Origin of the sequence: Pseudomonas sp. B21-041, from assembly GCF_024748675.1 — a bacterium.
Lineage (GTDB): Bacteria > Pseudomonadota > Gammaproteobacteria > Pseudomonadales > Pseudomonadaceae > Aquipseudomonas > Aquipseudomonas neuropathica.
The window spans coordinates 2,062,567-2,085,055 of sequence record NZ_CP087175.1 but is presented as its reverse complement, the minus strand read 5'-3'; the positions used below and the strand labels follow the sequence as shown (position 1 = coordinate 2,085,055).

General features: G+C 60.4%; 16 protein-coding genes. 10 read left to right on the top strand and 6 right to left on the bottom strand.

Going from position 1 to position 22,489, the window contains the following annotated elements:
* Nucleotide 1: 1 nt before the first annotated feature.
* On the bottom strand, nt 2–661 hold the full coding sequence (locus LOY43_RS09290; RefSeq protein ID WP_034152853.1) for a GntR family transcriptional regulator: 660 nt from the start codon (nt 659–661) through the stop codon (nt 2–4).
* Between the two features lie 268 nt (nt 662–929).
* Between LOY43_RS09290 and xdhA the strand changes: the two genes are divergently transcribed.
* The 4 genes from xdhA to guaD all read left to right on the top strand — a co-directional run bounded on the left by xdhA (nt 930) and on the right by guaD (nt 7,072).
* The gene (gene xdhA / locus LOY43_RS09285; RefSeq protein ID WP_258709500.1) at nt 930–2,384 is read left to right on the top strand and encodes a xanthine dehydrogenase small subunit; all 1,455 of its coding nucleotides are present in this window, start codon (nt 930–932) and stop codon (nt 2,382–2,384) included.
* A complete protein-coding gene (xdhB, locus tag LOY43_RS09280; RefSeq protein ID WP_258709499.1) occupies nt 2,377–4,770 on the top strand; it encodes a xanthine dehydrogenase molybdopterin binding subunit in 2,394 nt (797 codons plus the stop codon). Before xdhA ends, xdhB begins: the two co-directional genes overlap by 8 nt.
* 126 nt (nt 4,771–4,896) lie before the next feature.
* The gene (gene xdhC, locus LOY43_RS09275) at nt 4,897–5,754 is read left to right on the top strand and encodes a xanthine dehydrogenase accessory protein XdhC (protein WP_095047732.1); all 858 of its coding nucleotides are present in this window, start codon (nt 4,897–4,899) and stop codon (nt 5,752–5,754) included.
* Nucleotides 5,755–5,767: 13 nt separating this feature from the next.
* The gene (guaD, locus tag LOY43_RS09270) at nt 5,768–7,072 is read left to right on the top strand and encodes a guanine deaminase (protein WP_258709498.1); all 1,305 of its coding nucleotides are present in this window, start codon (nt 5,768–5,770) and stop codon (nt 7,070–7,072) included.
* A gap of 177 nt (nt 7,073–7,249) precedes the next feature.
* Here guaD and LOY43_RS09265 read toward each other — a convergent pair whose 3' ends face one another.
* Nucleotides 7,250–8,014, bottom strand: coding sequence for a GntR family transcriptional regulator (locus tag LOY43_RS09265; RefSeq protein ID WP_007918375.1), 765 nt, complete (start codon nt 8,012–8,014; stop codon nt 7,250–7,252).
* A 354-nt stretch (nt 8,015–8,368) separates the two neighbouring features.
* Between LOY43_RS09265 and LOY43_RS09260 the strand changes: the two genes are divergently transcribed.
* Nucleotides 8,369–9,559: a benzoate/H(+) symporter BenE family transporter gene (locus LOY43_RS09260; RefSeq protein ID WP_095047734.1), complete on the top strand. Its 1,191-nt coding sequence runs from the start codon at nt 8,369–8,371 to the stop codon at nt 9,557–9,559.
* Nucleotides 9,560–9,801: 242 nt separating this feature from the next.
* Here LOY43_RS09260 and LOY43_RS09255 read toward each other — a convergent pair whose 3' ends face one another.
* Nucleotides 9,802–10,146: a YggL family protein gene (locus LOY43_RS09255; RefSeq protein ID WP_095047735.1), complete on the bottom strand. Its 345-nt coding sequence runs from the start codon at nt 10,144–10,146 to the stop codon at nt 9,802–9,804.
* Between the two features lie 233 nt (nt 10,147–10,379).
* Between LOY43_RS09255 and dacB the strand changes: the two genes are divergently transcribed.
* Nucleotides 10,380–11,840, top strand: coding sequence for a D-alanyl-D-alanine carboxypeptidase/D-alanyl-D-alanine-endopeptidase (gene dacB / locus LOY43_RS09250; protein ID WP_116255233.1), 1,461 nt, complete (start codon nt 10,380–10,382; stop codon nt 11,838–11,840).
* Nucleotides 11,841–11,977: 137 nt separating this feature from the next.
* Here the strand turns inward: dacB and LOY43_RS09245 are convergent, their stop codons facing one another.
* Nucleotides 11,978–14,359: a diguanylate cyclase gene (locus LOY43_RS09245; protein ID WP_095047737.1), complete on the bottom strand. Its 2,382-nt coding sequence runs from the start codon at nt 14,357–14,359 to the stop codon at nt 11,978–11,980.
* A gap of 147 nt (nt 14,360–14,506) precedes the next feature.
* Nucleotides 14,507–16,777: a bifunctional 23S rRNA (guanine(2069)-N(7))-methyltransferase RlmK/23S rRNA (guanine(2445)-N(2))-methyltransferase RlmL gene (gene rlmKL / locus LOY43_RS09240; protein WP_095047738.1), complete on the bottom strand. Its 2,271-nt coding sequence runs from the start codon at nt 16,775–16,777 to the stop codon at nt 14,507–14,509.
* A gap of 532 nt (nt 16,778–17,309) precedes the next feature.
* Between rlmKL and rmf the strand changes: the two genes are divergently transcribed.
* Nucleotides 17,310–17,525: a ribosome modulation factor gene (rmf, locus tag LOY43_RS09235; protein WP_003223300.1), complete on the top strand. Its 216-nt coding sequence runs from the start codon at nt 17,310–17,312 to the stop codon at nt 17,523–17,525.
* Between the two features lie 254 nt (nt 17,526–17,779).
* Here the strand turns inward: rmf and LOY43_RS09230 are convergent, their stop codons facing one another.
* The gene (locus LOY43_RS09230) at nt 17,780–18,802 is read right to left on the bottom strand and encodes a quinone-dependent dihydroorotate dehydrogenase (RefSeq protein ID WP_095047739.1); all 1,023 of its coding nucleotides are present in this window, start codon (nt 18,800–18,802) and stop codon (nt 17,780–17,782) included.
* Nucleotides 18,803–19,025: 223 nt separating this feature from the next.
* On the opposite strand from LOY43_RS09230, the gene LOY43_RS09225 reads away from it, so the two are divergent.
* From LOY43_RS09225 to LOY43_RS09215, 3 genes are all read left to right on the top strand, one after another.
* Nucleotides 19,026–20,237, top strand: a complete 1,212-nt coding sequence (locus LOY43_RS09225; RefSeq protein WP_095047740.1) for a CmpA/NrtA family ABC transporter substrate-binding protein — start codon at nt 19,026–19,028, stop codon at nt 20,235–20,237.
* A gap of 15 nt (nt 20,238–20,252) precedes the next feature.
* Complete coding sequence (locus LOY43_RS09220; RefSeq protein ID WP_095124894.1) at nt 20,253–20,828, top strand: ANTAR domain-containing response regulator; 576 nt, start codon at nt 20,253–20,255, stop codon at nt 20,826–20,828.
* Nucleotides 20,829–21,276: 448 nt separating this feature from the next.
* A complete protein-coding gene (locus LOY43_RS09215) occupies nt 21,277–22,488 on the top strand; it encodes a NarK/NasA family nitrate transporter (RefSeq protein WP_095047741.1) in 1,212 nt (403 codons plus the stop codon).
* Nucleotide 22,489: the final 1 nt, after the last annotated feature.

Here is a 22,489-nt window from a genome sequence, read left to right as displayed (position 1 = left end):
CTTAGGCAACCGTCAGGGCGGAAACCACCAGATCGCAGCTGCGCTGGGCGTAAGCCGTCAGCACGATGCGGATCTGCGGCAAATCACGGGCGAGCACGGCGGCGAGCAGGCGTTCGAACAGTTCGAGGAACTCGCTCATTGAAGCCTTGCGCTGTTCGAGGGCGAGGAAGTACGCACGGCTCATCGCCGGTTGCAGGTTCTCGACGGTCTCTTGCAGGTACGGGTTGTTGGCGAACGGATAGGCAGCGCGCATTACGGCGAAGCTGTCGTCGACGAAGCTGCGGATATCCTGACGCTCGTAGCTGGCGGTCAGGCGCTGCTGGATCTGCACGAACGGCGCCATGTCCGATTGCACTTGCCAGCCATTGGCCACCGCGTTGCCGAGCAGGATGTACAGCTCGCTCATCAACGTGCATAGGCTCTGCACCTTGTGCGGCGTCAGCTCGGTGACGTGCGCACCACGGCGCGGCAGGATCGCAATCAGGTGACGGCGCTCAAGGATCAGCAAGGCTTCACGGACCGAACCGCGGCTGACATTCAGTGCCAGCGTGACCTTCTGTTCCTGGATGCGCTCTCCCGGCTTCATTTCGCCACGAATGATGCGTTCGGCGAGGTGGTGAGCGATTTGCTCGGCGAGGCTGTCCGGCGCCTTGAACGTCATGGTTGTCCTTCAAACTCTATCGATCTGCACAAGCGGCGCAGTGTAGCGCAAATGCACGGTCATGGCGGAGTGCCCACTCAGCGGTTTTTGGCACGATTCCCGCAAAAAAGCAGGGGATCCGATGAGGGTCAATACTGAATAGACACGTTGTTGATCGACGAAATGCATTTTCCTGACCTTTAAGTCAGAAAACCATTGACCGAAAAGTCAGACCTGCTAAATTCGGTTCACGTCGGTTAACAACAATAATGAGTCTGCGAGGCCTTCCGTGATCCAGTTTTTACTTAACCAGGAACTCCGTAGCGAGCACGCCCTGGACCCGAATCTGACTGTGCTCAATTACCTGCGTGAACACGTCGGCAAATCCGGCACCAAAGAAGGTTGCGCCAGCGGTGACTGCGGCGCTTGCACCGTGGTGGTCGGCGAATTGCAAACGGATGACGCTGGCCGCGAACACATTCGCTATCGCAGCCTCAACTCGTGCCTGACGTTCGTGTCGTCGCTGCACGGCAAACAACTGATCAGCGTCGAAGACCTCAAGCACAAAGGCGAACTGCACAGCGTGCAGAAAGCCATGGTCGAGTGCCACGGCTCGCAGTGCGGTTTCTGCACCCCCGGCTTTGTCATGTCGCTGTTCGCCCTGCAAAAGAACAGCGATGCACCGGATCACGCCAAGGCCCACGAAGCGCTGGCCGGCAACCTCTGCCGCTGCACCGGCTACCGCCCTATTCTGGCCGCTGCCGAGCAATCCTGCTGCGGCAAGCAACCAGATCAGTTCGATGCCCGCGAAGCGGAGACCATCGTGCGCCTCAAAGCCATCGCCCCGACCGATATCGGCGAACTCAACAGCGGCGACAAGCGCTGCCTGGTGCCGCTGACTGTCGCCGACCTTGCCGATCTCTACGACGCGTACCCACAAGCGCGTCTGCTCGCTGGCGGTACCGATCTGGCGCTGGAAGTCACCCAATTCCACCGCACCCTGCCGGTGATGATCTACGTCGGCAACGTCGCGGAAATGAAGCGCATCGACACCTTCGAAGACCGCATCGAAATCGGCGCGGCCACCGCCCTCTCCGACTGCTACGAAGCGTTGAACGCCGAGTACCCGGACTTCGGCGAACTGCTGCACCGCTTCGCCTCGCTGCAAATCCGCAACCAGGGCACCCTCGGCGGCAACATCGGCAACGCCTCGCCGATCGGTGACTCGCCACCGCTGCTGATCGCCCTCGGCGCGCAGGTCGTGCTGTGTAAAGGCGAAACCCGCCGCACCCTGAACCTGGAAGATTACTTCATCGATTACAAAGTCACGGCCCGTCAGGAAAGTGAATTCATCGAGAAGATCATCGTCCCGCGCGCCAGCGCCGAGCAATTGTTCCGTGCCTACAAAGTCTCCAAGCGTCTGGACGATGACATCTCCGCCGTCTGCGCCGCGTTCAACCTGCGCGTCGAAAACGGCGTGATCACCGATGCACGCATGGCTTTCGGCGGTATGGCCGCGATCCCGAAACGCGCTGCCCACTGTGAAGCCGCGCTGATCGGTGCGCCGTTCACCAACACGGTGGTCGAACGCGCCTGCGCCGCACTGGCGGAAGATTTCACGCCGCTCTCGGACTTCCGCGCCAGCAAGGAATATCGCCTGCTCAGCGCGCAGAACCTGCTGCGCAAATACTTCATCGAACTGCAAACACCGCACATCGAGACTCGGGTGACCGCTTATGTCTAACCATCACGGCGTAGAAAAAACCCAGGCTGAACTGGCTGAATTGTTCGCCAAGGACCTGACCTCCGGTGTCGGCCGCAGCGTCAAGCACGACAGCGCCGCCAAGCACGTGTCCGGTGAAGCGCAGTACATCGATGATCGCCTGGAATTTCCCAACCAGTTGCACCTGTATGCACGCATGTCGGACCGCGCCCACGCGAAGATCATCAGCATCGACACCTCGCCGTGCTACGCCTTCGAAGGCGTGCGCATCGCCATCACCCACGAAGACGTGCCGGGCCTGAAAGACATCGGCCCGCTGATGCCGGGCGACCCGTTGCTGGCCATCGATGACGTGCAGTTCGTCGGTCAACCGGTGCTTGCCGTCGCCGCGAAGGATCTGGAAACCGCGCGCAAAGCCGCGATGGCCGCGATCATCGAATACGAAGATCTCGAACCCGTGCTCGACGTGGTCGAAGCCCTGCGCAAACGCCACTTCGTCCTCGACAGTCACACCCACCAGCGCGGCGATTCGGTTTCCGCGCTGGCGACCGCTGAACACCGCATTCAGGGCACGCTGCACATCGGTGGCCAGGAACACTTCTATCTGGAGACGCAAATCTCCACGGTGATGCCGACTGAAGATGGCGGCATGATCGTTTACTGTTCGACGCAGAACCCGACCGAAGTACAGAAACTGGTTGCCGAAGTGCTCGACGTATCGATGAACAAAATCGTCGTCGACATGCGCCGCATGGGCGGTGGTTTCGGTGGCAAGGAAACTCAAGCCGCAAGCCCGGCGTGCCTGTGCGCGGTGGTTGCGCACCTCACCGGCCAGCCGACGAAGATGCGCCTGCCGCGCGTCGAAGACATGCTGATGACCGGCAAGCGTCACCCGTTCTACGTCGAGTACGACGTCGGCTTCGACAGCACCGGGCGCCTGCACGGGATCAACATGGACCTAGCCGGCAACTGCGGCTGCTCGCCGGACCTGTCCGCGTCGATCGTTGACCGGGCGATGTTCCACTCGGACAACTCGTACTACCTCGGCGATGCGACCATCAATGGTCACCGCTGCAAGACCAACACCGCGTCGAACACTGCTTACCGTGGTTTCGGTGGCCCGCAAGGCATGGTTGCGATTGAAGAAGTGATGGACGCGATTGCCCGTCACCTGCACCTCGACCCACTTGCGGTGCGCAAGGCCAACTACTACGGCAAGACCGAGCGCAACGTCACCCACTACTACCAGACCGTCGAGCACAACATGCTCGAAGAGATGACCGCCGAACTGGAAGAAAGCAGCCAGTACCACGAGCGCCGCGAAGCCATTCGTCGCTACAACGCCAACAGCCCGATCCTGAAAAAAGGCCTGGCGCTGACCCCGGTGAAATTCGGCATTTCCTTCACCGCCAGTTTCTTGAACCAGGCCGGTGCGCTGATCCACATCTACACCGATGGCAGCATCCACCTGAACCATGGCGGCACCGAAATGGGTCAGGGCCTGAACACCAAAGTCGCGCAGGTCGTGGCCGAAGTGTTCCAGGTCGAAATCGATCGTGTGCAGATCACTGCGACCAACACCGACAAGGTGCCAAACACCTCGCCGACGGCAGCGTCCAGCGGCGCCGACTTGAACGGTAAAGCGGCGCAGAACGCGGCGGAAATCATCAAAAAACGCCTGATCGAATTCGCTGCGCGTCACTACAAAGTCACTGAAGAAGACGTTGAATTCCACAACGGTCACGTGCGTGTTCGCGACCATATCCTGACCTTTGAAGCGCTGATCCAGCAGGCGTATTTCAATCAGGTCTCGCTGTCGAGCACTGGCTTCTACAAGACCCCGAAAATCTATTACGACCGCAGCCAGGCGCGTGGCCGTCCGTTCTACTACTTCGCCTTCGGCGCGGCGTGCTGCGAAGTCATCGTCGACACCCTGACCGGCGAGTACAAGATGCTGCGCACCGACATTCTTCACGACGTCGGCGCCTCGCTGAACCCGTCCATCGACATCGGTCAGGTCGAGGGTGGTTTCATTCAAGGCATGGGCTGGCTGACCATGGAAGAGCTGGTCTGGAACAACAAAGGCAAGCTGATGACCAACGGCCCGGCCAGCTACAAGATCCCGGCCGTGGCGGACATGCCGCTCGACCTGCGGGTGAAGCTGGTGGAAAACCGCAAGAACCCGGAAGACACGGTGTTCCATTCCAAAGCTGTCGGTGAGCCGCCGTTCATGCTCGGGATTGCGTCGTGGTGTGCGATCAAGGATGCAGTGGCGAGCCTCGGTGATTACAAACATCAGCCGCAGATCGATGCGCCGGCGACCCCGGAGCGGGTGTTGTGGGGGTGTGAGCAGATGCGTCAGTTGAAAGCGGTGAAAGCCGTCGAAGCTGAAACCGCGGTTGTTTGATGATCGTTCCCACGCTCTGCGTGGGAATGCAGCCCGCGACGCTCTGCGTCGCATCCTGAACAGCGGACGCGGAGCGTCCAGTGATGCATTCCCACGCAGAGCGTGGGAACGATCTGAGAGGTGTGTATGTACAACTGGATCGACGCCCTCGCCGACCTGCAGAACCAGGGCGAACCCTGCGTTCTGGTGACGATCATCGAAGAACTCGGCTCGACGCCACGCAACGCCGGCTCGAAAATGGTCATCAGTGCCAATCAGAGTTTCGACACCATCGGTGGCGGGCATCTGGAATACAAAGCCATGCAGATCGCCCGCGAGATGCTCGCCAGCGGCAAGCAGGACACCCATCTGGAGCGCTTCAGTCTCGGCGCCAGCCTGGGCCAGTGCTGCGGCGGCGCCACCGTGTTGCTGTTCGAACCGATGGGCCAGGTGCAGGCGCAGATCGCTGTGTTCGGTGCCGGCCACGTTGGCCGCGCCCTCGTGCCGCTGCTCGCCAGCCTGCCCTGCCGGGTGCGCTGGATCGATTCGCGCGAGGCCGAATTCCCCGAACAGATCCCCCACGGCGTGCGTAAAATCGTCGCCGAAGAGCCTGTGGATGAAATCGATGAGCTGCCCGCCGGCAGTTATTGCATCGTCATGACCCACAACCATCAACTCGACCTGGAACTCACCGCCGCGATTCTCAAGCGCAACGACTTCGCTTACTTCGGCCTGATCGGCTCGAAAACCAAACGGGCGAAGTTCGAACATCGTTTGCGCGATCGTGGTTTCGACAGCGGCGTCGTGCAACGCATGCGCTGCCCGATGGGCATCGGCGAAGTCAAAGGCAAACTGCCTGTGGAAATCGCCATCTCCATCGCCGGCGAAATCATCGCCACCTACAACGCCAACTTCGGCCAGCAGACTGCCAGCGCCGAACCGATTGCCAAACTGCTGCCGGTGTCGCGGCGCAGTCAAGCCACCAAACTCAAAGCCTCAAACTGATTAGAGAACCCTCATGCCTCTGACTCGCAAAGCCTACCGCGCCGCCATCCTGCACAGCATCGCCGACCCCGCCGAAGTCGGGATCGAAGCCTCCTACGAATATTTCGAGGACGGCCTGCTGGTGGTCGATGGCGGCAAGATCAGCGCCCTTGGCCATGCCAGTGATTTGCTGCCGACCCTGCCGGCGGACATCGAAATTGAGCATTACCAAGACGCGTTGATCACCCCGGGCTTCATCGACACCCACATTCACTTTCCGCAAACCGGCATGGTCGGTGCCTACGGCGAGCAACTGCTCGACTGGCTGAACACCTACACCTTCCCGTGCGAAAGCCAGTTCGGCGACAAGGTCCACGCCGACGAAGTCGCTGACATTTTCGTCAAGGAGCTGCTGCGCAACGGCACCACCACCGCACTGGTGTTTGGCAGCGTGCACCCGCAATCGGTGAACTCGTTATTCGAAGCGGCCGAGAAGCTCGACCTGCGGATGATCGCCGGTAAGGTGATGATGGACCGCAACGCCCCGGACTACCTGACCGACACCGCCGAATCGAGCTATGTCGACAGCAAAGCGCTGATCGAGCGCTGGCATGGCAAGGGTCGTCTGCACTATGCGGTCACCCCGCGCTTCGCACCGACCAGCACCCCGGAACAGCTGACACTCGCCGGCCAACTGCTGACCGAGTATCCGGATCTGTACATGCAGACCCACATCAGCGAAAACCTCAAGGAAATCGAGTGGGTCAAGGAGCTGTTCCCGGAGCGCAAGGGCTACCTCGACGTTTACGATCACTACAAACTGCTCGGCGAGCGCTCGGTGTTCGCCCACGGCGTGCACCTGTGCGACGACGAATGCGCGCGACTGGCGGAAACCGGCTCGGCGATCTCGTTCTGCCCGACCTCGAACTTCTTCTTGGGTAGTGGCCTGTTCAACCTGCCGATGGCCGAGAAGCACAGGCTCAATGTCGGTCTGGGCACTGACGTTGGCGGCGGCACCAGTTTCTCGCTGCTGCAGACGCTGAACGAAGCGTACAAAGTGATGCAACTGCAAGGTGCGCGCCTGAGCCCGTTCAAGTCGCTGTACCTGGCGACCTTGGGTGGCGCGCGGGCGCTGCGTCTGGAAGACAAGATCGGCAACCTGCAACCGGGTTCCGACGCTGACTTCCTGGTGCTCGATTACAACGCCACGCCGCTGCTGAGCTACCGCTTGAAGCAGGCCAACAACATTGCCGAGACGTTGTTCGTGTTGATGACGCTGGGTGATGACCGCACGGTGCAGCAGACGTATGCAGCGGGTGCGCTGGTGCATCAGCGCTAATTTCCCCCGCCCCATGATCATTCCCACGCTCTGCGTGGGAATGCAGCCCGTGACGCTCCGCGTCACTGGACGCGGAGCGTCCCCAGAGGCATTCCCACGCAGAGCGTGGGAACGATCAGACAGGCACAAAAAATCCCCCGCAACTTTTCAGCTGCGGGGGATTTTTCTATTGGTCAGTCAGAGCTTGGCCGCAGGGCGCCCCGGCTTCTTGGTCTGCAACAAATGCGAGAACACCGCATGCAGATCATCCGACGCGCCTTCCTCGTCGAGGTTGAGCTTGCTGTCGATGTGATCCATGTGATGCATCATCAGATTCACCGCCAACTCACCGTCGCGCTTCTCGATCGCGTCGATCAACTGGGTGTGTTCGTCGTACGAGCAATGCGAGCGGTTGCCGCTTTCGTACTGGGCAATGATCAGCGACGTCTGCGAAACAAGGCTGCGCTGGAAGCTGATCAACGGGGCGTTCATCGCCGCTTCCGCCAGCTTCAGGTGGAATTCGCCCGACAGACGAATACCGGCGCCGCGATCGCCACGGGAGAAGCTGTCGCGCTCATCGTTGACCATCTGCCGCAGCTCGGCGATCTGCTCGGCGGTGGCGTGTTGCACCGCCAGCTCAGTGATCGCGCGTTCGACCAGGCGACGGGCAAGAAACACCTGACGGGCTTCTTCAACACTCGGGCTGGCAACTACGGCGCCACGGTTCGGCCGCAACAGCACCACGCCTTCATGGGCCAGACGCGAGAGCGCGCGGCGAATGATGGTGCGGCTGACCCCGAAGATTTCCCCCAGCGCTTCTTCGCTCAATTTGGTGCCGGGCGCCAGACGCTGTTCGAGGATGGCCTCGAAGATATGCGCGTAGACAATATCGTCCTGGGTTCCGCTGCGGCCGGCTTTGCCTGCTCGCGGTTGTTTCTTGAGGGGTTGCAACTGTTCGTTCATGGGCACTCGAGTCGGGAGAACTGCGGCGAATAGACCGTGACTGTAATACGGCACAGTAGGTCGCTGGCAAGTATCGCGTAAAAAACAGCGCGATTGTACACAATGGAAGGTGGCAACACGACTGTACGGCTGTTTGTGACTTCCGCTGTATTGCAACGATCCGTTACGTTTGAGTTTAGGCTTGATCACAGAATCCGCCGCCAGAACACCGCCTCCCCTGTAGGAGCTGCCGAAGGCTGCGATCTTTTGACTTTGATTTTAAGAAGCAAGATCAACAGATCGCAGCCTTCGGCAGCTCCTACAAGGGTTTGCGTCATGGCGGACATCTTCATTGGTATAAGGAACACCGCCGTCATGAACGACGCCACGCACACTCAACTGCGCCCACTGGCCGACACATCACCGTCGGCGATCGTCGCGGGATTCATCGCGATGATGACCGGCTACACCAGCTCGCTGGTGCTGATGTTCCAGGCCGGGCAAGCGGCCGGGCTGAGCAGCGGGCAGATTTCCTCGTGGATCTGGGCGATCTCGATCGGCATGGCGGTGTGCTCGATTGGTTTGTCGCTGCGTTATCGCACGCCCATCACCATCGCCTGGTCGACCCCCGGCGCAGCGTTGCTGATCACCAGCCTCGGCGGCGTGAGCTATGGCGAGGCCATCGGCGCCTACATCACCTGCGCCGTGCTGGTGACGATCTGCGGCCTGACCGGCAGCTTCGAACGCCTGGTGAAAAAGATCCCCGCTTCACTGGCGGCGGCATTGTTGGCAGGGATTCTGTTCAAGATCGGCAGTGAAATCTTCGTCGCCGCGCAGCACCGCACCGGGCTGGTGCTGGGGATGTTCTTCACCTATCTGCTGATCAAACGCCTGTCGCCGCGTTATGCCGTGCTCGCCGCGCTGCTGATCGGCACCGCGCTGTCAGGCTTTATGGGTCTGCTCGACTTCAGCGGTTTTCATCTGGAAGTGGCGACACCAGTGTGGACCACCCCGCACTTCTCGCTGGCGGCGACCATCAGCATCGGCATTCCGCTGTTCGTGGTCGCGATGACCTCGCAGAACATGCCCGGGATCGCCGTGCTGCGCGCCGATGGTTACAACGTGCCGGCCTCACCGCTGATCACCACCACCGGTATTGCCTCGCTGCTGCTGGCGCCATTCGGCTCCCACGGCATCAACCTCGCAGCGATCAGCGCGGCGATCTGCACCGGGCCGCACGCCCATGAAGATCGCAACAAGCGCTACACCGCTGCGGTCTGGTGCGGGATTTTCTACGGGATTGCCGGGGTGTTCGGCGCCACGTTGGCGGCGTTGTTTGCCGCGTTGCCGAAGGAACTGGTGCTGTCGATTGCGGCGCTGGCGCTGTTTGGTTCGATCATCAATGGTTTGAGCATTGCCATGACCGAGGTGAAGGAACGGGAGGCGGCGTTGATTACCTTTATGGTCACGGCGTCGGGGTTGACGTTGTTTTCCATTGGTTCGGCGTTTTGGGGGATTGTCGCGGGGGTTTTGACGCTGGTGATTCTGAATTGGCGTAAAGCTTAAGGTCAAAAGCCCCTCACCCTAGCCCTCTCCCCTGGGGAGAGGGGACTGACCGAGGTGTTTGGAAGACATACGCCGACGTGGGATACCGAGTCGAACTCAAATTTTGAAAAGCCCATAAATCGGCCCCCTCTCCTGGGGGAGAGGGCTGGGGTGAGGGGTAGATTCACCGCCAAACCAAAGCCGAACACCCAAACACCAGACGAAAAAAAACGGCGACCCTTAGGTCGCCGTTTCCCATGACATCAAGCTACCGGATTGATCGGCTTTTCCGGATACCAAACGTCCAGCAGCGGGCTGACTTCATACTTGGTCAGCTCGGAGCGGGTTTTCAGCCAGGCTTCAACGGCAGCGCGCTGCTCTTCGTTGACCGAGCCACGCTTCTGCAGGCAAACCAGACCGAAGTCGTCGCCGCCAACATAACCCAGACCATTGGCTTCCATGGCTTCTTTGATGAAGGCTTCGAGGAAAGCGTCAATGGCTTCTTCGGACAAGTCTTCTTTGAAGTCCAGGTTCAGCTCGAAACCCAGCTCTTGAAATTCATCAACGCACAGTTTTTTGCGCAGACGCTGGGAACGGTTAGTCGCCATTGGAACAATCCTCTTAAGTAAATACGGCGGGCACTTTACCAGTTTAAGCAATCGATTGCCCGACTCTCTGGACACAGCGACCGACCGCCTGTAAAAAAATAACGTATTGGCCTGCCCGGACAAGGCACAACCTGTTACAGGTTGGGGCATAATGCCGACACTTTCGTGACCACTGAGGACCTTTTCATCCATGTCCTCGTCTTTTTCCCCTCGGCTGTAGGGTTTTATTTCATATGATCAAATCGTTGCGTCCACTGTTTCTCGCCGGCCTTCTTCTGCCCCTGGCGCTGCCTGTTTCTGCTGCCACCATCAATACTTCCCTGACTCCCAACGTTGAAAAAGCCCTCAAGGCGAGCAAATTGCAGCCCAGCGCCCTGTCGCTGGTGATGGTGCCGCTCGACGGCCCGGGCACGCCGACCGTGTTCAACGCCGACGTGTCGGTCAACCCGGCCTCGACCATGAAACTGGTGACCACTTACGCGGCGCTGGAAATGCTCGGCCCCAACCATCAGTGGAAGACCGAGTTCTACACCGATGGCGACCTGAACGGAGGCATCCTCAACGGCAACCTTTACCTCAAGGGCGGCGGCGATCCAAAGCTGAACATGGAAAAGCTCTGGCTGCTGATGCGCGACCTGCGCGCCAACGGTGTGACGCAAATCACCGGTGATCTGATCCTCGACCGTAACTTCTTCGTGCAGCCAGTGCTGCCGGAATTCAACGATGACGGTAATGACGAGAACAAGCCGTTCCTGGTCAAACCCGACTCCTTGCTGGTCAACCTCAAGGCCCTGCGCTTTGTTGCCCGTAACGATAACGGCCGGGTGCTGATCTCGGTTGAGCCGCCGATTGCCAGCGTGCGTATCGAAAACACTGTCAAAGCGCTGCCTTCCAAACAATGCACCGGCGGCGTGCGCTACAACCCGGTGCCGCAGGCCGATGGCAGCGTGACCGTGACCGTGGCCGGTCAGTTGGGCGAAGGTTGCAGTTCGCAGACTTATCTGTCGCTGCTCGACCACGCGACCTACACCGCCGGCGCCGTGCGCGCGATCTGGAAAGAACTGGGTGGCAGCATTCAGGGTAAGGATCGTCTGGCCTCGACCCCGAGCAACGCGAAACTGCTGGCTCGTGCCTACTCCCCGGATCTGGCGGAAATCATCCGCGACATCAACAAATACAGTAACAACACCATGGCCCAGCAACTGTTCCTCAGCCTTGGGCAACGCTTCCGCAACGATGCCGACGGTGACGACGCCAAGGCAGCGCAGCGCGTAGTGCGTCAGTGGATGGCGAAGAAAGGCATCACTGCGCCACATCTGGTGATGGAGAACGGCTCCGGTTTGTCTCGCGCCGAACGTGTCAGCGCCCGTGAGATGGCGAGCATGCTGCAAGCGGCGTGGCACAGCCCGTATGCCGCGGAATACATCAGCTCGCTGCCGATCGCCGGTACCGACGGCACCATGCGTAAACGCCTGAAAACCACTGCGATGCGCGGTGAGGCTCACGTCAAGACCGGCACTCTGAACACCGTGCGCGCGATCGCCGGCTTCAGCCGTGATGTGAATGGCAACACCTGGGCAGTGGTGGCGATCCTCAATGACAAGGCACCGTTTGGGGCATCGTCGGTGCTCGATCAGGTACTGCTGGATCTGTACAAACAGCCGAAACTGGCGCAGACCGCTTCGGTCCTGTAACGCCGTTCAAGCAACACCACAAAACCCTGTGGGAGCTGGCTTGCCAGCGATTGCGGAATGTCAGCCACTGAATATGCTGACTGAAATGACGCTATCGCTGGCAAGCCAGCTCCCACAGGGGTTGCGGCGTATTGAAGTCAGCTCATCTGCTCGACGCGATCACGCCCGCGCTGCTTTGCCATATACACGCCCGAATCCGCCCTCAGCAACAGCGCATCCGCGCCCTCCCCCGGTCGCCAACTGGCGATACCAAAACTCGCGGTCACCACGCCAACCACATCCACCGGCGCACTGCGCAAACCCTGCCATAACTCGATCGCCAGCGTGTGCGCATGCTCGCCGTCGATGTCCGGGCACAGCACCATGAACTCTTCGCCGCCCAACCGACAAAACACATCGGTACGCCGCAGACGATGGCCGATGCGCTCGCACACCGCTTGCAGCACCCGGTCGCCCACAGCGTGGCCGTACTGATCGTTGATACGTTTGAAATGGTCGATGTCGAGCATGATCACCGACAACTCGCCGCCGCCGCGCTCGACCCGGGCCATTTCCGTGGTCAGGCGTTCCTGGAAGTAGCGGCGGTTATGGATGCCGGTCAACGAGTCGGTCACCGACAATGCGCGCAATTCTTCTTCCACGCGTTTCAGGTCGGAAATATCCGAGATATAGCCGTGCCAGAGTACGCCGCCGCCCGGCAGTTCTTCCGGCGTCGCCTCACCGCGCACCCAGCGCAGGCCGCGCTCGGGCAGTTGCACGCGATATTCCTCGCGCCACGGGCTGAGGCTGTCGGCCGAGGCGCGAATGGAAGAGCGCACACGAGTAACGTCCTGTGGATGAATGCGCGTGAAGATCGCCTCGGCGTTGAACAGCAGCACGTCCGGCTCCAGTTCGTAGATCTCGCGGATGCCGTCGCTGGCATAGATCACGCTGAAGCGCCCATCGAATTCCATCTTGAATTGATAAATGCCTCCGGGCACGTGCGCGCTGAGTTTCTTCAGCAACACATCCCGCGCCGCCAGCACCTCGTGCACGCGCTTGCGCTCGGTGATGTCGATGCAGATCGCTAGGTGTCCGACCCACAACCCCTGCTCATCCAGCACCGGCGTGGCGAGCATGTTCACCGGAATATGGCTGCCATCGCTGCGCACCAGCGTCCACTCGCGGGCCTCGTGTCCGCCGACCTCACCGCCCTCGACCAGCATCGCGTGGCAGGTCGGGATGCTTTTCCCGTAGCGCGCACTCAACTCGGCAGCGCGGGCCATCAGCTCACGGGGCAGGTGCAGGTTTTCCAGGGTCATGTGACCGACGACATCGGCGCTGCTGTAGCCGAGCATTTGTTCGGCACCGGGGTTGAAGGTGTTGATCACGCCGCGCAAGTCGGTGGCGATGATTGCCACCTGCGTCGCCGCATTGAGCACGCCGCGCAACTGACCGTGGGTGCCGCGCAATTCCTGTTCGCTGGCGTGCAGCTCCTGCGTGCGCAGTTCGACCATGCGCAAGGCGCGCTGACGCTGACTGACCAACACGTAGAGCAAGGCGCTGAGCAGCAAACTGAGCAAGCTGCCCAGAATGATCACGCTACCGACCGACGAATGATTGGCCTGCGCGAAGGCGTCGCTCGGCAGAATATCGACCTGATAGTCGTGATCGGCCATGCGCAGTAACCGCGTGGCCGACAGGTCGCTCGGCGCCGGCTCGTTGGTCGACTCGAACAACACTTCGTGCTGATCATGGGTCGACATGTCGAGAATGCGCACCGACAGATAGTCATGGAAGGCATCAGGCAGACCGTCGGCCAGCAACTGGCGCATGCTGATTACCGCCATCACGTAGCCAAAGGATTGGCGCTCGCCACTGTGGCTCACTGGCGCCACCAGCAGCACACCGCGCGCATAGGACGGCTCGATACTGACTAGGTGCATCGGTTGCGACACCGCCAGCCCGCCGCGTTTGTCGGCACGTTGCAGGGTGTCCCGGCGCAAGGGTTGCGCCAGCAGGTCATAGCCTAACGGTGAGCCGAGCCGACTTTGCGTCTGGCTATAGAGCACCGGCACGTATTCATCGCGCACGCCAGCCAGTTGCAGCTCGCCCTGAGCACTCAATTCTCGGAGGGAAAAGTTGGTCAGACCTTCATCACGCACCCGCTGCTCGAATGCGGCGCGCTCGGCTCCATTGACCTTGAGGGCAAACGAATAGGCCTGGGTACGCATCAATAAGGGTTGGGTGTAACCGTCGAATTCGGCGCGAGACACCGATTCAGAGTTGGCGAAGAAGCGGCGCAGGCCGTCTAGGCGTTGTTCCTGATCCTGAAAGCGTTCTTCGATGCGGGTGTAACGTTCGTTGGCCAGCAATTGGAAACGCTGACGGGTTTGTTGCTGGAACTGATTGAGAGTGGCCCAGGCGAGCAGCCCCGTGAGAATCCCGCCGGCGAGCAATACCAGCAGCGCGACCAGCCAGGCCGAGACGTCTTCACTGATGAAACCCAGAATCTTTGGGCGCACGGGGTGCAACGACATAAAGACAACTCACACTACGCCAGCATTTACGGGAAAACCCCATTGACCGTGTGTGAGTTATAGCTATTAGCCACTAATTTAGCTAGCGCGGGCAGATCCACGGAGCCTTTAAAAATCAAGGCTCTGTGGATCCAATTGCGCAAAGCGTCAACGAGCCGTGATTTTCCAGGCGCGGTGGATCTTGGTGTTACGGGCGAAATCCGGATCAATGGTCTGCGCGCTGATTTCCTCGACCGCGTAACGCTCGGCGAGGTTTTCTTCCAACTGGAACTTGCGGAAGTTGTTGGAGAAATACAGCACGCCACCGGTTGCCAGACGGGCCATGGCCAGGTCGATCAACTGTACCTGGTCACGCTGCACATCGAAGATGCCTTCCATGCGCTTGGAGTTGGAGAAGGTCGGCGGATCGATGAAGATCAGGTCGTACTCGTCACGGCTGCTTTCCAGCCACGCCATCACATCGCCCTGCTCCAGACGGTTCTTGTCGGAGTAACCGTTCAGCGACAGGTTACGGCGTGCCCAGTCGAGGTAGGTTTTCGACAGGTCGACGCTGGTGGTGCTGCGCGCGCCGCCCTTGGCCGCGTGCACGCTGGCGGTCGCGGTGTAGCAGAACAGATTGAGGAAGCGCTTGCCGGCGGCCTCTTTCTGAATGCGCATGCGCATCGGGCGGTGGTCGAGGAACAGACCCGTGTCGAGGTAGTCGGTGAGGTTGACCAGCAACTTCACGCCGCCCTCGCTGACTTCATTGAACTTGCCCTGTGCAGCCTGACGCTCGTACTGCTTGGTGCCGCTCTGGCGTTCGCGGCGTTTGACCACCACGCGGCTCTTGTCGACGTTCAGCGCCTGCGGAATGGCGGCCAAGGCGTCGAACATGCGCGCCGAGGCTTTTTCCGGATCGATGGACTTCGGTGCGGCGTATTCCTGGACGTGCACCCAATCGTGGTACAGGTCGATGGCCATCGCGTACTCAGGCATGTCGGCATCGTAGACGCGGTAGCAATCGATGCCTTCGCGCTTGACCCACTTGCCCATGGCCTTGAGGTTCTTTTGCAGGCGGTTCGCAAACATCTGCCCGCCTTCGCTCAAGCGCGGTTGCTCGATCACCGGTGCCGGAGCTGGCGTTGGCTTGATCGGGTTGCCGTTCTTGTTGAACTTGCGTTCTTGCGGCTCGTCCGGGGTCTGATCGTAAGCCGCTTGCTCACGCTCGGCCTGACGCTGTTCCGGGGTACGACGCTCGCCGGTGACGAACTGATCCGGCAGCACTTTGATCAACAGCAGTTTGCACGGCAGCGCGCCGTTCCAGAACGAATACTGTTTGTGGCTGCGGATGCCCATGCGCTTGCCCAGATCCGGCGCGCCGGTGAACACCGCCGCTTCCCAGTTCAGGCAGGCCTGACGCAGGCGCTCGCCGAGGTTCTGGTAGAGATACAGCAGGCTGGCTTCGTCGCCGAGACGCTCGCCGTACGGTGGGTTGCAGATGACCAGACCTTTCTGGTTCTGATCCGGACGCGGCTCGAAGGTCGCGACTTCGCCCTGGTAGATCTTGATCCACTCGCTCAGGCCAGCACGCTCAACGTTGTTGCGGCCTGGCTGAATCAGACGTGGGTCAGCTTCATAACCACGAATCCACAGCGGTGGCTTGGCCAGACCGGCAGCGGCACGCTCAACGGCTTCTTCATGGAGTTTTTTCCACAGCGCCGGCACATGACCGAGCCATGCGGTGAAGCCCCACTGCTCACGGCGCAGGTTCGGCGCCATATCAGCGGCGATCATGCCGGCTTCGACGAGGAACGTACCGACACCGCACATCGGGTCAGCCAGCGCGCCGCCTTCAGCGGCAATGCGCGGCCAGCCGGAACGGATCAGGATCGCCGCCGCGAGGTTTTCCTTCAGCGGTGCAGCGCCCTGCTGCAAGCGATAGCCGCGCTGGTGCAGGCTGTGGCCGGACAGGTCGAGGGAGAGAATCGCTTCGCCGCGATCCAGACGCAGGTGAATGCGCAGGTCCGGGTTGAGCTTATCGATCGACGGACGGTCGCCCTGCGGCGTGCGCAGTTTGTCGACGATGGCGTCTTTGACTTTCAGGGCACCGAAGTGGGTGTTGTCGATGCCTGAGCCGTGGCCGCTGAATTCAACGGCCAGGGTGCCGTCGCTGAGCATGTGATCCTGCCACTCGATGTCGAGCACACCGTGGTAGAGGTCTTCAGCGTCTTTCATCGGGAAACGCTTGAGTACCAGCAACACGCGGTTGGCCAGACGCGACCAGAGGCACAGGCGATAAGCGGTTTCCATGGTCGCCATGCCACGCACGGCGGAAGTGTGCTCGCGCGCTTCTTCAAGGCCAAGCCCGACGGCTTCCTCGATGAGCAGGCCTTCAAGACCTTTAGGGCAAGTGAGGAAGAGTTCGAAACGGTCGGACATGGTATTTCCAGAGCCTTTGGCTAGTGAATCGGCAACGCATTGCCGATCCGGTTTTCAATCAGGCGCTTTTCTAAAAGAACGCCCGCGTGGCACGAAGGTGTGCCATTCCATCCCCGCTGCTCGGGTTAAAAGAGCTTAGATGCCGGGACAGATAAAAAAGTTGATGAAACAAAAAGTCTTAAAGCGACCCTTCGTCGCTTTATACCCCAGCGCAAACGTGGGTCATTCTCACTAAAGAATTAACCCCATCATCCAGCGCGGGGCCGATCATACCGGGGTTTGCTGAAAAACCGTGCATGAAACCCGTCGTTACTTATGGCTGTAGCACCAATTTCGTTACGTCCTTATGACAAAACGATCATTCCCTCGGTGTGACTCATTGGTTAGAACTGAACACAGGTTGACGTCGCAACGGCGTCAACACCTTGGCTCGCCACGCCGGCAGCGAGCCGCACCATGGCAGGTTTTTTCTGCCAGACCTCGGTTGAGGTCAACGCGATACAAAACAGTCAACAAGTGAGGGAAACACCCTATGAGAAGACTTAAGCGTGATCCGTTGGAAAGAGCATTTTTGCGCGGATATCAATATGGCGTTGGTGGCAAATCCCGTGAGCTTTGCCCATTTACTCTACCGTCGGTACGCCAAGCCTGGATTAACGGCTGGCGAGAAGGACGCGGCGACAACTGGGACGGTATGACCGGCACTGCGGGAATCCACAGACTCAACGAACTTCACGCCGTCGGCTGACACAGGGCATTAATTCCGACACGACAATCTGAATTTGTAACGACTTACCATGCACGTCCTTCCCGGACGGCGGGCTGCGGCCCAGGGGCTCCTTCGAGGAGCCCTTTTTTATGCCTGTCTGGCTGACACACATCTCGTGTAGGAGCTGCCGAAGGCTCGGGCCGCGTTCGGACGATCTTTTGATCTTGATCTTAAAAACAGGATCAAGAGATCGCAGCCTGCGGCAGCTCCTACATTGACCGGGTCAGCCTGGGTTATGTGCGCAGGGCGGCGATCGCGTCTACCGATTCGCGAATCAGCGCCGGGCCTTTATAGATGAAGCCGGAGTAGATCTGCACCAGGCTCGCACCGGCCAGAATCTTCTCCGCCGCATGCTTGCCTTCAGTAATCCCGCCCGCCGCAATGATCGGCAAACGCCCAGCCAGTTCACCGGCCAGCACCTTCACAGTATTCGTGCTCTTCTCCCGCACCGGCGCGCCCGACAGACCGCCCGCCTCGTCGCCATGCTCCATGCCTTCAACGCCAACACGGCTCAGGGTGGTGTTGGTCGCGATCACTGCGTCCATGCCGGTTTCGATCAGCGCTTGAGCAACCTGCGCGGTTTCTTCATCGGTCATGTCCGGCGCGATCTTGATCGCCAGCGGCACATGCTTGCCATGACGCAGGGCCAGTTCAGCGCGACGCGTGGCCAGATCGGCGAGCAATTGCTTGAGCGAATCGCCGAACTGCAAGCTGCGCAGGCCAGGGGTGTTCGGCGAGCTGACGTTGACTGTCACGTAGCTGGCGTGAGCGTAAACCTTGTCCAGGCAGATCAGGTAATCATCGACCGCACGCTCGACCGGGGTATCGAAGTTCTTGCCGATATTGATGCCCAGCACGCCTTTGTACTTAGCCGCCGCCACACGCGCCAACAGGTTATCGACACCGAGGTTGTTGAAACCCATGCGGTTGATGATCGCCTCGGCTTCCGGCAATCGGAAGATCCGTGGTTTCGGGTTGCCCGGCTGCGGGCGTGGGGTCACGGTGCCGATTTCAACAAAACCGAAACCCAGTTGCGCGAAGCCATCGATGGCCGCGCCGTTCTTGTCCAGACCGGCCGCCAGACCCACCGGGTTCGGAAACTCCAGGCCCATGACCGTCACCGGTTTCTTCGCCGGCGCCTTGCACAGCAAGCCGTTTAAGCCCAAACGCCCACCCGCGCCGATCAGATCCAGCGACAGATCGTGGGAGGTTTCCGGGGAAAGTTTGAACAACAGCTGACGGGCCAGGGAATACATGGGCGGCGATGACTCGGGCGGCGAAAAGAGGCGGCGATTATAGCCGGGCATCGACCTGCGGCGCGAGGCGCACGCGCAAATCACTGGCACTGGCATATGCCTTGCACCCTCCAGGCTATCAGTGCGCAGGCCAATGACGGCAGGCGGGCAAGGACAATGGCGTCGTCCCGGGTTTTGCCTGCGCAAAGTCCGCGGCGGCGCTTTTTTTTTCGAGGTACGTTGGATGAATGAACCTTCGGTAGGGCCACTGGCCTGGGTCAATGGCAGCGATGCCCCGGAAAAAAGCGCGATCAACCTCGGCTTCATGGCCCTGAGCGATTGCGCGTCGGTGGTGGTCGCAGCCACACAGGGCTTCGCCCAGCCTTACGGATTGACGCTGAACCTCAAGCGCCAGACATCCTGGGCCAATTTGCGCGACAAACTGGTCAGCGGTGAACTGGACGCCGCGCACAGTCTGTATGGGCTGATCTACGCAGTGCACCTGGGCATCGGCGGTATCGCCCCGACCGATATGGCCGTGTTGATGGGCCTGAATCAGAACGGCCAGAGCCTCAACCTCTCCCACGGTCTGCAAAACCTTGGCGTGAGCAGTCCTGAAGCGCTGGACCGCCACGTGCACCAAAGCCGCGCAAAACTGACTTTCGCGCAGACCTTCCCCACGGGCACGCACGCGATGTGGCTGTATTACTGGCTGGCGAGTCAGGGCATTCATCCACTTCAGGATGTCGACAGCGTGGTGGTGCCGCCGCCACAAATGGTCGCGCACCTGCAAGCCGGGCGTATCGACGGTTTTTGTGTCGGCGAGCCTTGGGCGGCCAGCGCGGTGCAGCAGGATCTTGGTTTCACCCTGGCCACCAGCCAGACCATCTGGCCCGATCACCCGGAAAAAGTCCTTGGCTGCACTCGCGAATTTGTCGAGCAATACCCGAACACCGCACGAGCGCTGGTGATGGCGATCCTTGAAGCCAGCCGCTTCATCGAAGAAAGCCCGGAAAACCGCCGCAGCACCGCGCAGTTGCTTAGCGCGCCGGAATATCTCGATGCGCCAGTGGCGTGCATCGAACCGCGTTTTCTCGGTGACTATGCCGATGGCCTCGGCAATCGCTGGCAGGATCCGCACGCGCTGCGCTTTCACGGTAACGGCGAAGTGAATCTGCCGTATCTGTCGGACGGCATGTGGTTCATGACCCAGTTCCGCCGCTGGGGCTTGCTGCGTGAGGATCCGGATTACCTCGCCGTCGCCCGCCAGGTTCAGCGGCTGGACGTCTACCGCGACGCCGCCACCGCTGTCAGCGTCGCCGCATGGGGCACCGACATGCGCAGCAGTCAGTTGCTCGACGGCAAGGTCTGGGACGGCAGTGACCCGGCCGCTTACGCGCGCAGTTTCAAGTTGCACGCGTTGAACGACGACGCCCCCCTTCTCGCCCGCCGCTGACAGGAGACCGCGAACATGTTGCGCATTCTGTTGATCAACGACACAGCGAAAAAAGTCGGTCGCCTGAAAGCTGCGTTGACCGAGGCCGGTTTCGAGGTGATCGACGAGTCCGGCCTGACCATCGACCTGCCCGCGCGCGTCGAAACGGTGCGCCCTGACGTGATCCTGATCGATACCGAGTCACCGAGCCGCGATGTCATGGAGCAAGTGGTGCTGGTCAGCCGCGACCAACCACGGCCGATCGTGATGTTTACCGACGAGCATGATCCGGGGGTGATGCGCCAGGCGATCAAGTCAGGGGTCAGTGCGTACATCGTCGAAGGCATTCACGCACAACGTTTACAGCCGATTCTCGATGTGGCGATGGCGCGTTTCGAGAGTGATCAGGCGTTGCGTGCGCAGCTGCAGGCGCGTGATCAGCAACTGGCTGAACGTAAGCGTATTGAGCTGGCCAAGGGGTTGTTGATGAGGATGAAGGAGTGCAATGAGGAAGAGGCGTACACCCTGATGCGGCGCCAGGCCATGAGCCGCCAGCAGAAGCTGATTCAGGTGGCGGAGCAGATTATTGCGATGAGTGAGTTATTGGGCTGAGGTGTTCTGACAGCTTAAGAGCCCCTCACCCTAGCCCTCTCCCAGAGGGAGAGGGGACCGATTGGGGGATGCTCACGAAGTACACCGACCTGTGATTTCTGCTGTGAATCCATAATCGACTCGGTCTTTCAGGTCGCTGAATTCGTTGGAACAACATGGTCAGTCCCCTCTCCCTCTGGGCGGTCCGACGTTTCGGGAGGGTTAGGGTGAGGGGCTTTTGATTTTCCGGCTGTTGGCACAAATCTCGCTAAGTAAAACGCACAGGTAACCAACGGCGGTTGCCCCACCTACGACAAAGACGTCGCTCACCCGTTCGCCCAACCGGCGCATCAGGTAGCGGCGTTTTTGCGTTTTGGCCCCACAGCCCGGGGCCGGTGGTGCGGCCGTGGCGGCGCCCCACCTGCTGTTGCATGACTCCTTTCGAGACTCTTTTCAGCTGAGGTGCGCGATGAATTCAAGCTTCTGGAAATCCGGCCACACCCCGACATTGTTCGCAGCCTTCCTGTATTTCGACCTGAGCTTCATGGTCTGGTACCTGCTCGGCCCGCTGGCGGTGCAGATTGCCGCCGACCTGCAGCTAACCACGCAACAACGCGGTCTCGTCGTCGCCACGCCGATCCTCGCCGGCGCGGTGCTGCGTTTTGTGATGGGCATGCTCGCCGATCGGCTGTCGCCGAAAACCGCCGGCCTGATTGGCCAGGTCATCGTCATCTGTGCGCTGTTCGGCGCCTGGAAACTCGGCATCCACAGTTATGAACAGGCGCTGATACTCGGCCTGTTTCTCGGCATGGCCGGCGCGTCGTTTGCTGTTGCACTGCCGCTGGCGTCGCAGTGGTACCCGCCGCAGCATCAGGGCAAAGCCATGGGCATTGCCGGTGCGGGCAACTCCGGCACGGTGTTCGCCGCGCTGCTCGCGCCGGTGCTCGCCGCCGCGTTCGGCTGGAGCAATGTCTTCGGTTTCGCCCTGATCCCGCTGATTCTGACCCTGGTGCTGTTCGCCTGGCTGGCAAAAAACGCCCCTGAGCGGCCGAAAGCCAAAGCCATGGCTGACTACTTCAAAGCCCTGGGCGACCGTGACAGTTGGTGGTTCATGTTTTTTTACAGCGTGACCTTCGGCGGCTTTATCGGCCTGGCCAGCGCCCTGCCCGGCTACTTCAACGATCAGTACGGTTTGAGCCCGGTGACCGCAGGCTACTACACCGCAGCCTGCGTGTTCGGCGGCAGTTTGATGCGGCCATTGGGTGGCGCCCTGGCTGACCGTTTCGGTGGCATCCGCACCTTGCTGGCGATGTACACCGTCGCTGCCGTCTGCATCGCGGCCGTCGGTTTCAACCTGCCAAGTTCCTACGCCGCGCTGGCACTTTTCGTCTGCACCATGCTCGGTCTGGGCGCCGGCAACGGCGCCGTTTTCCAACTGGTACCGCAGCGTTTTCGTCTGGAGATCGGCGTGATGACCGGGCTGATCGGCATGGCCGGCGGCATCGGCGGTTTTGCCTTGGCCGCCGGTATGGGCGCGATCAAGCAGAGCACCGGCAGCTATCAGTTGGCGTTGTGGTTGTTCGCCAGCCTTGGCGTGCTGGCGTGGTTTGGCCTGCACGGCGTCAAGCGTCGCTGGAGAACCACCTGGGGTTCGGCGGCAGTGACGGCGGCGCGGGTCTGAA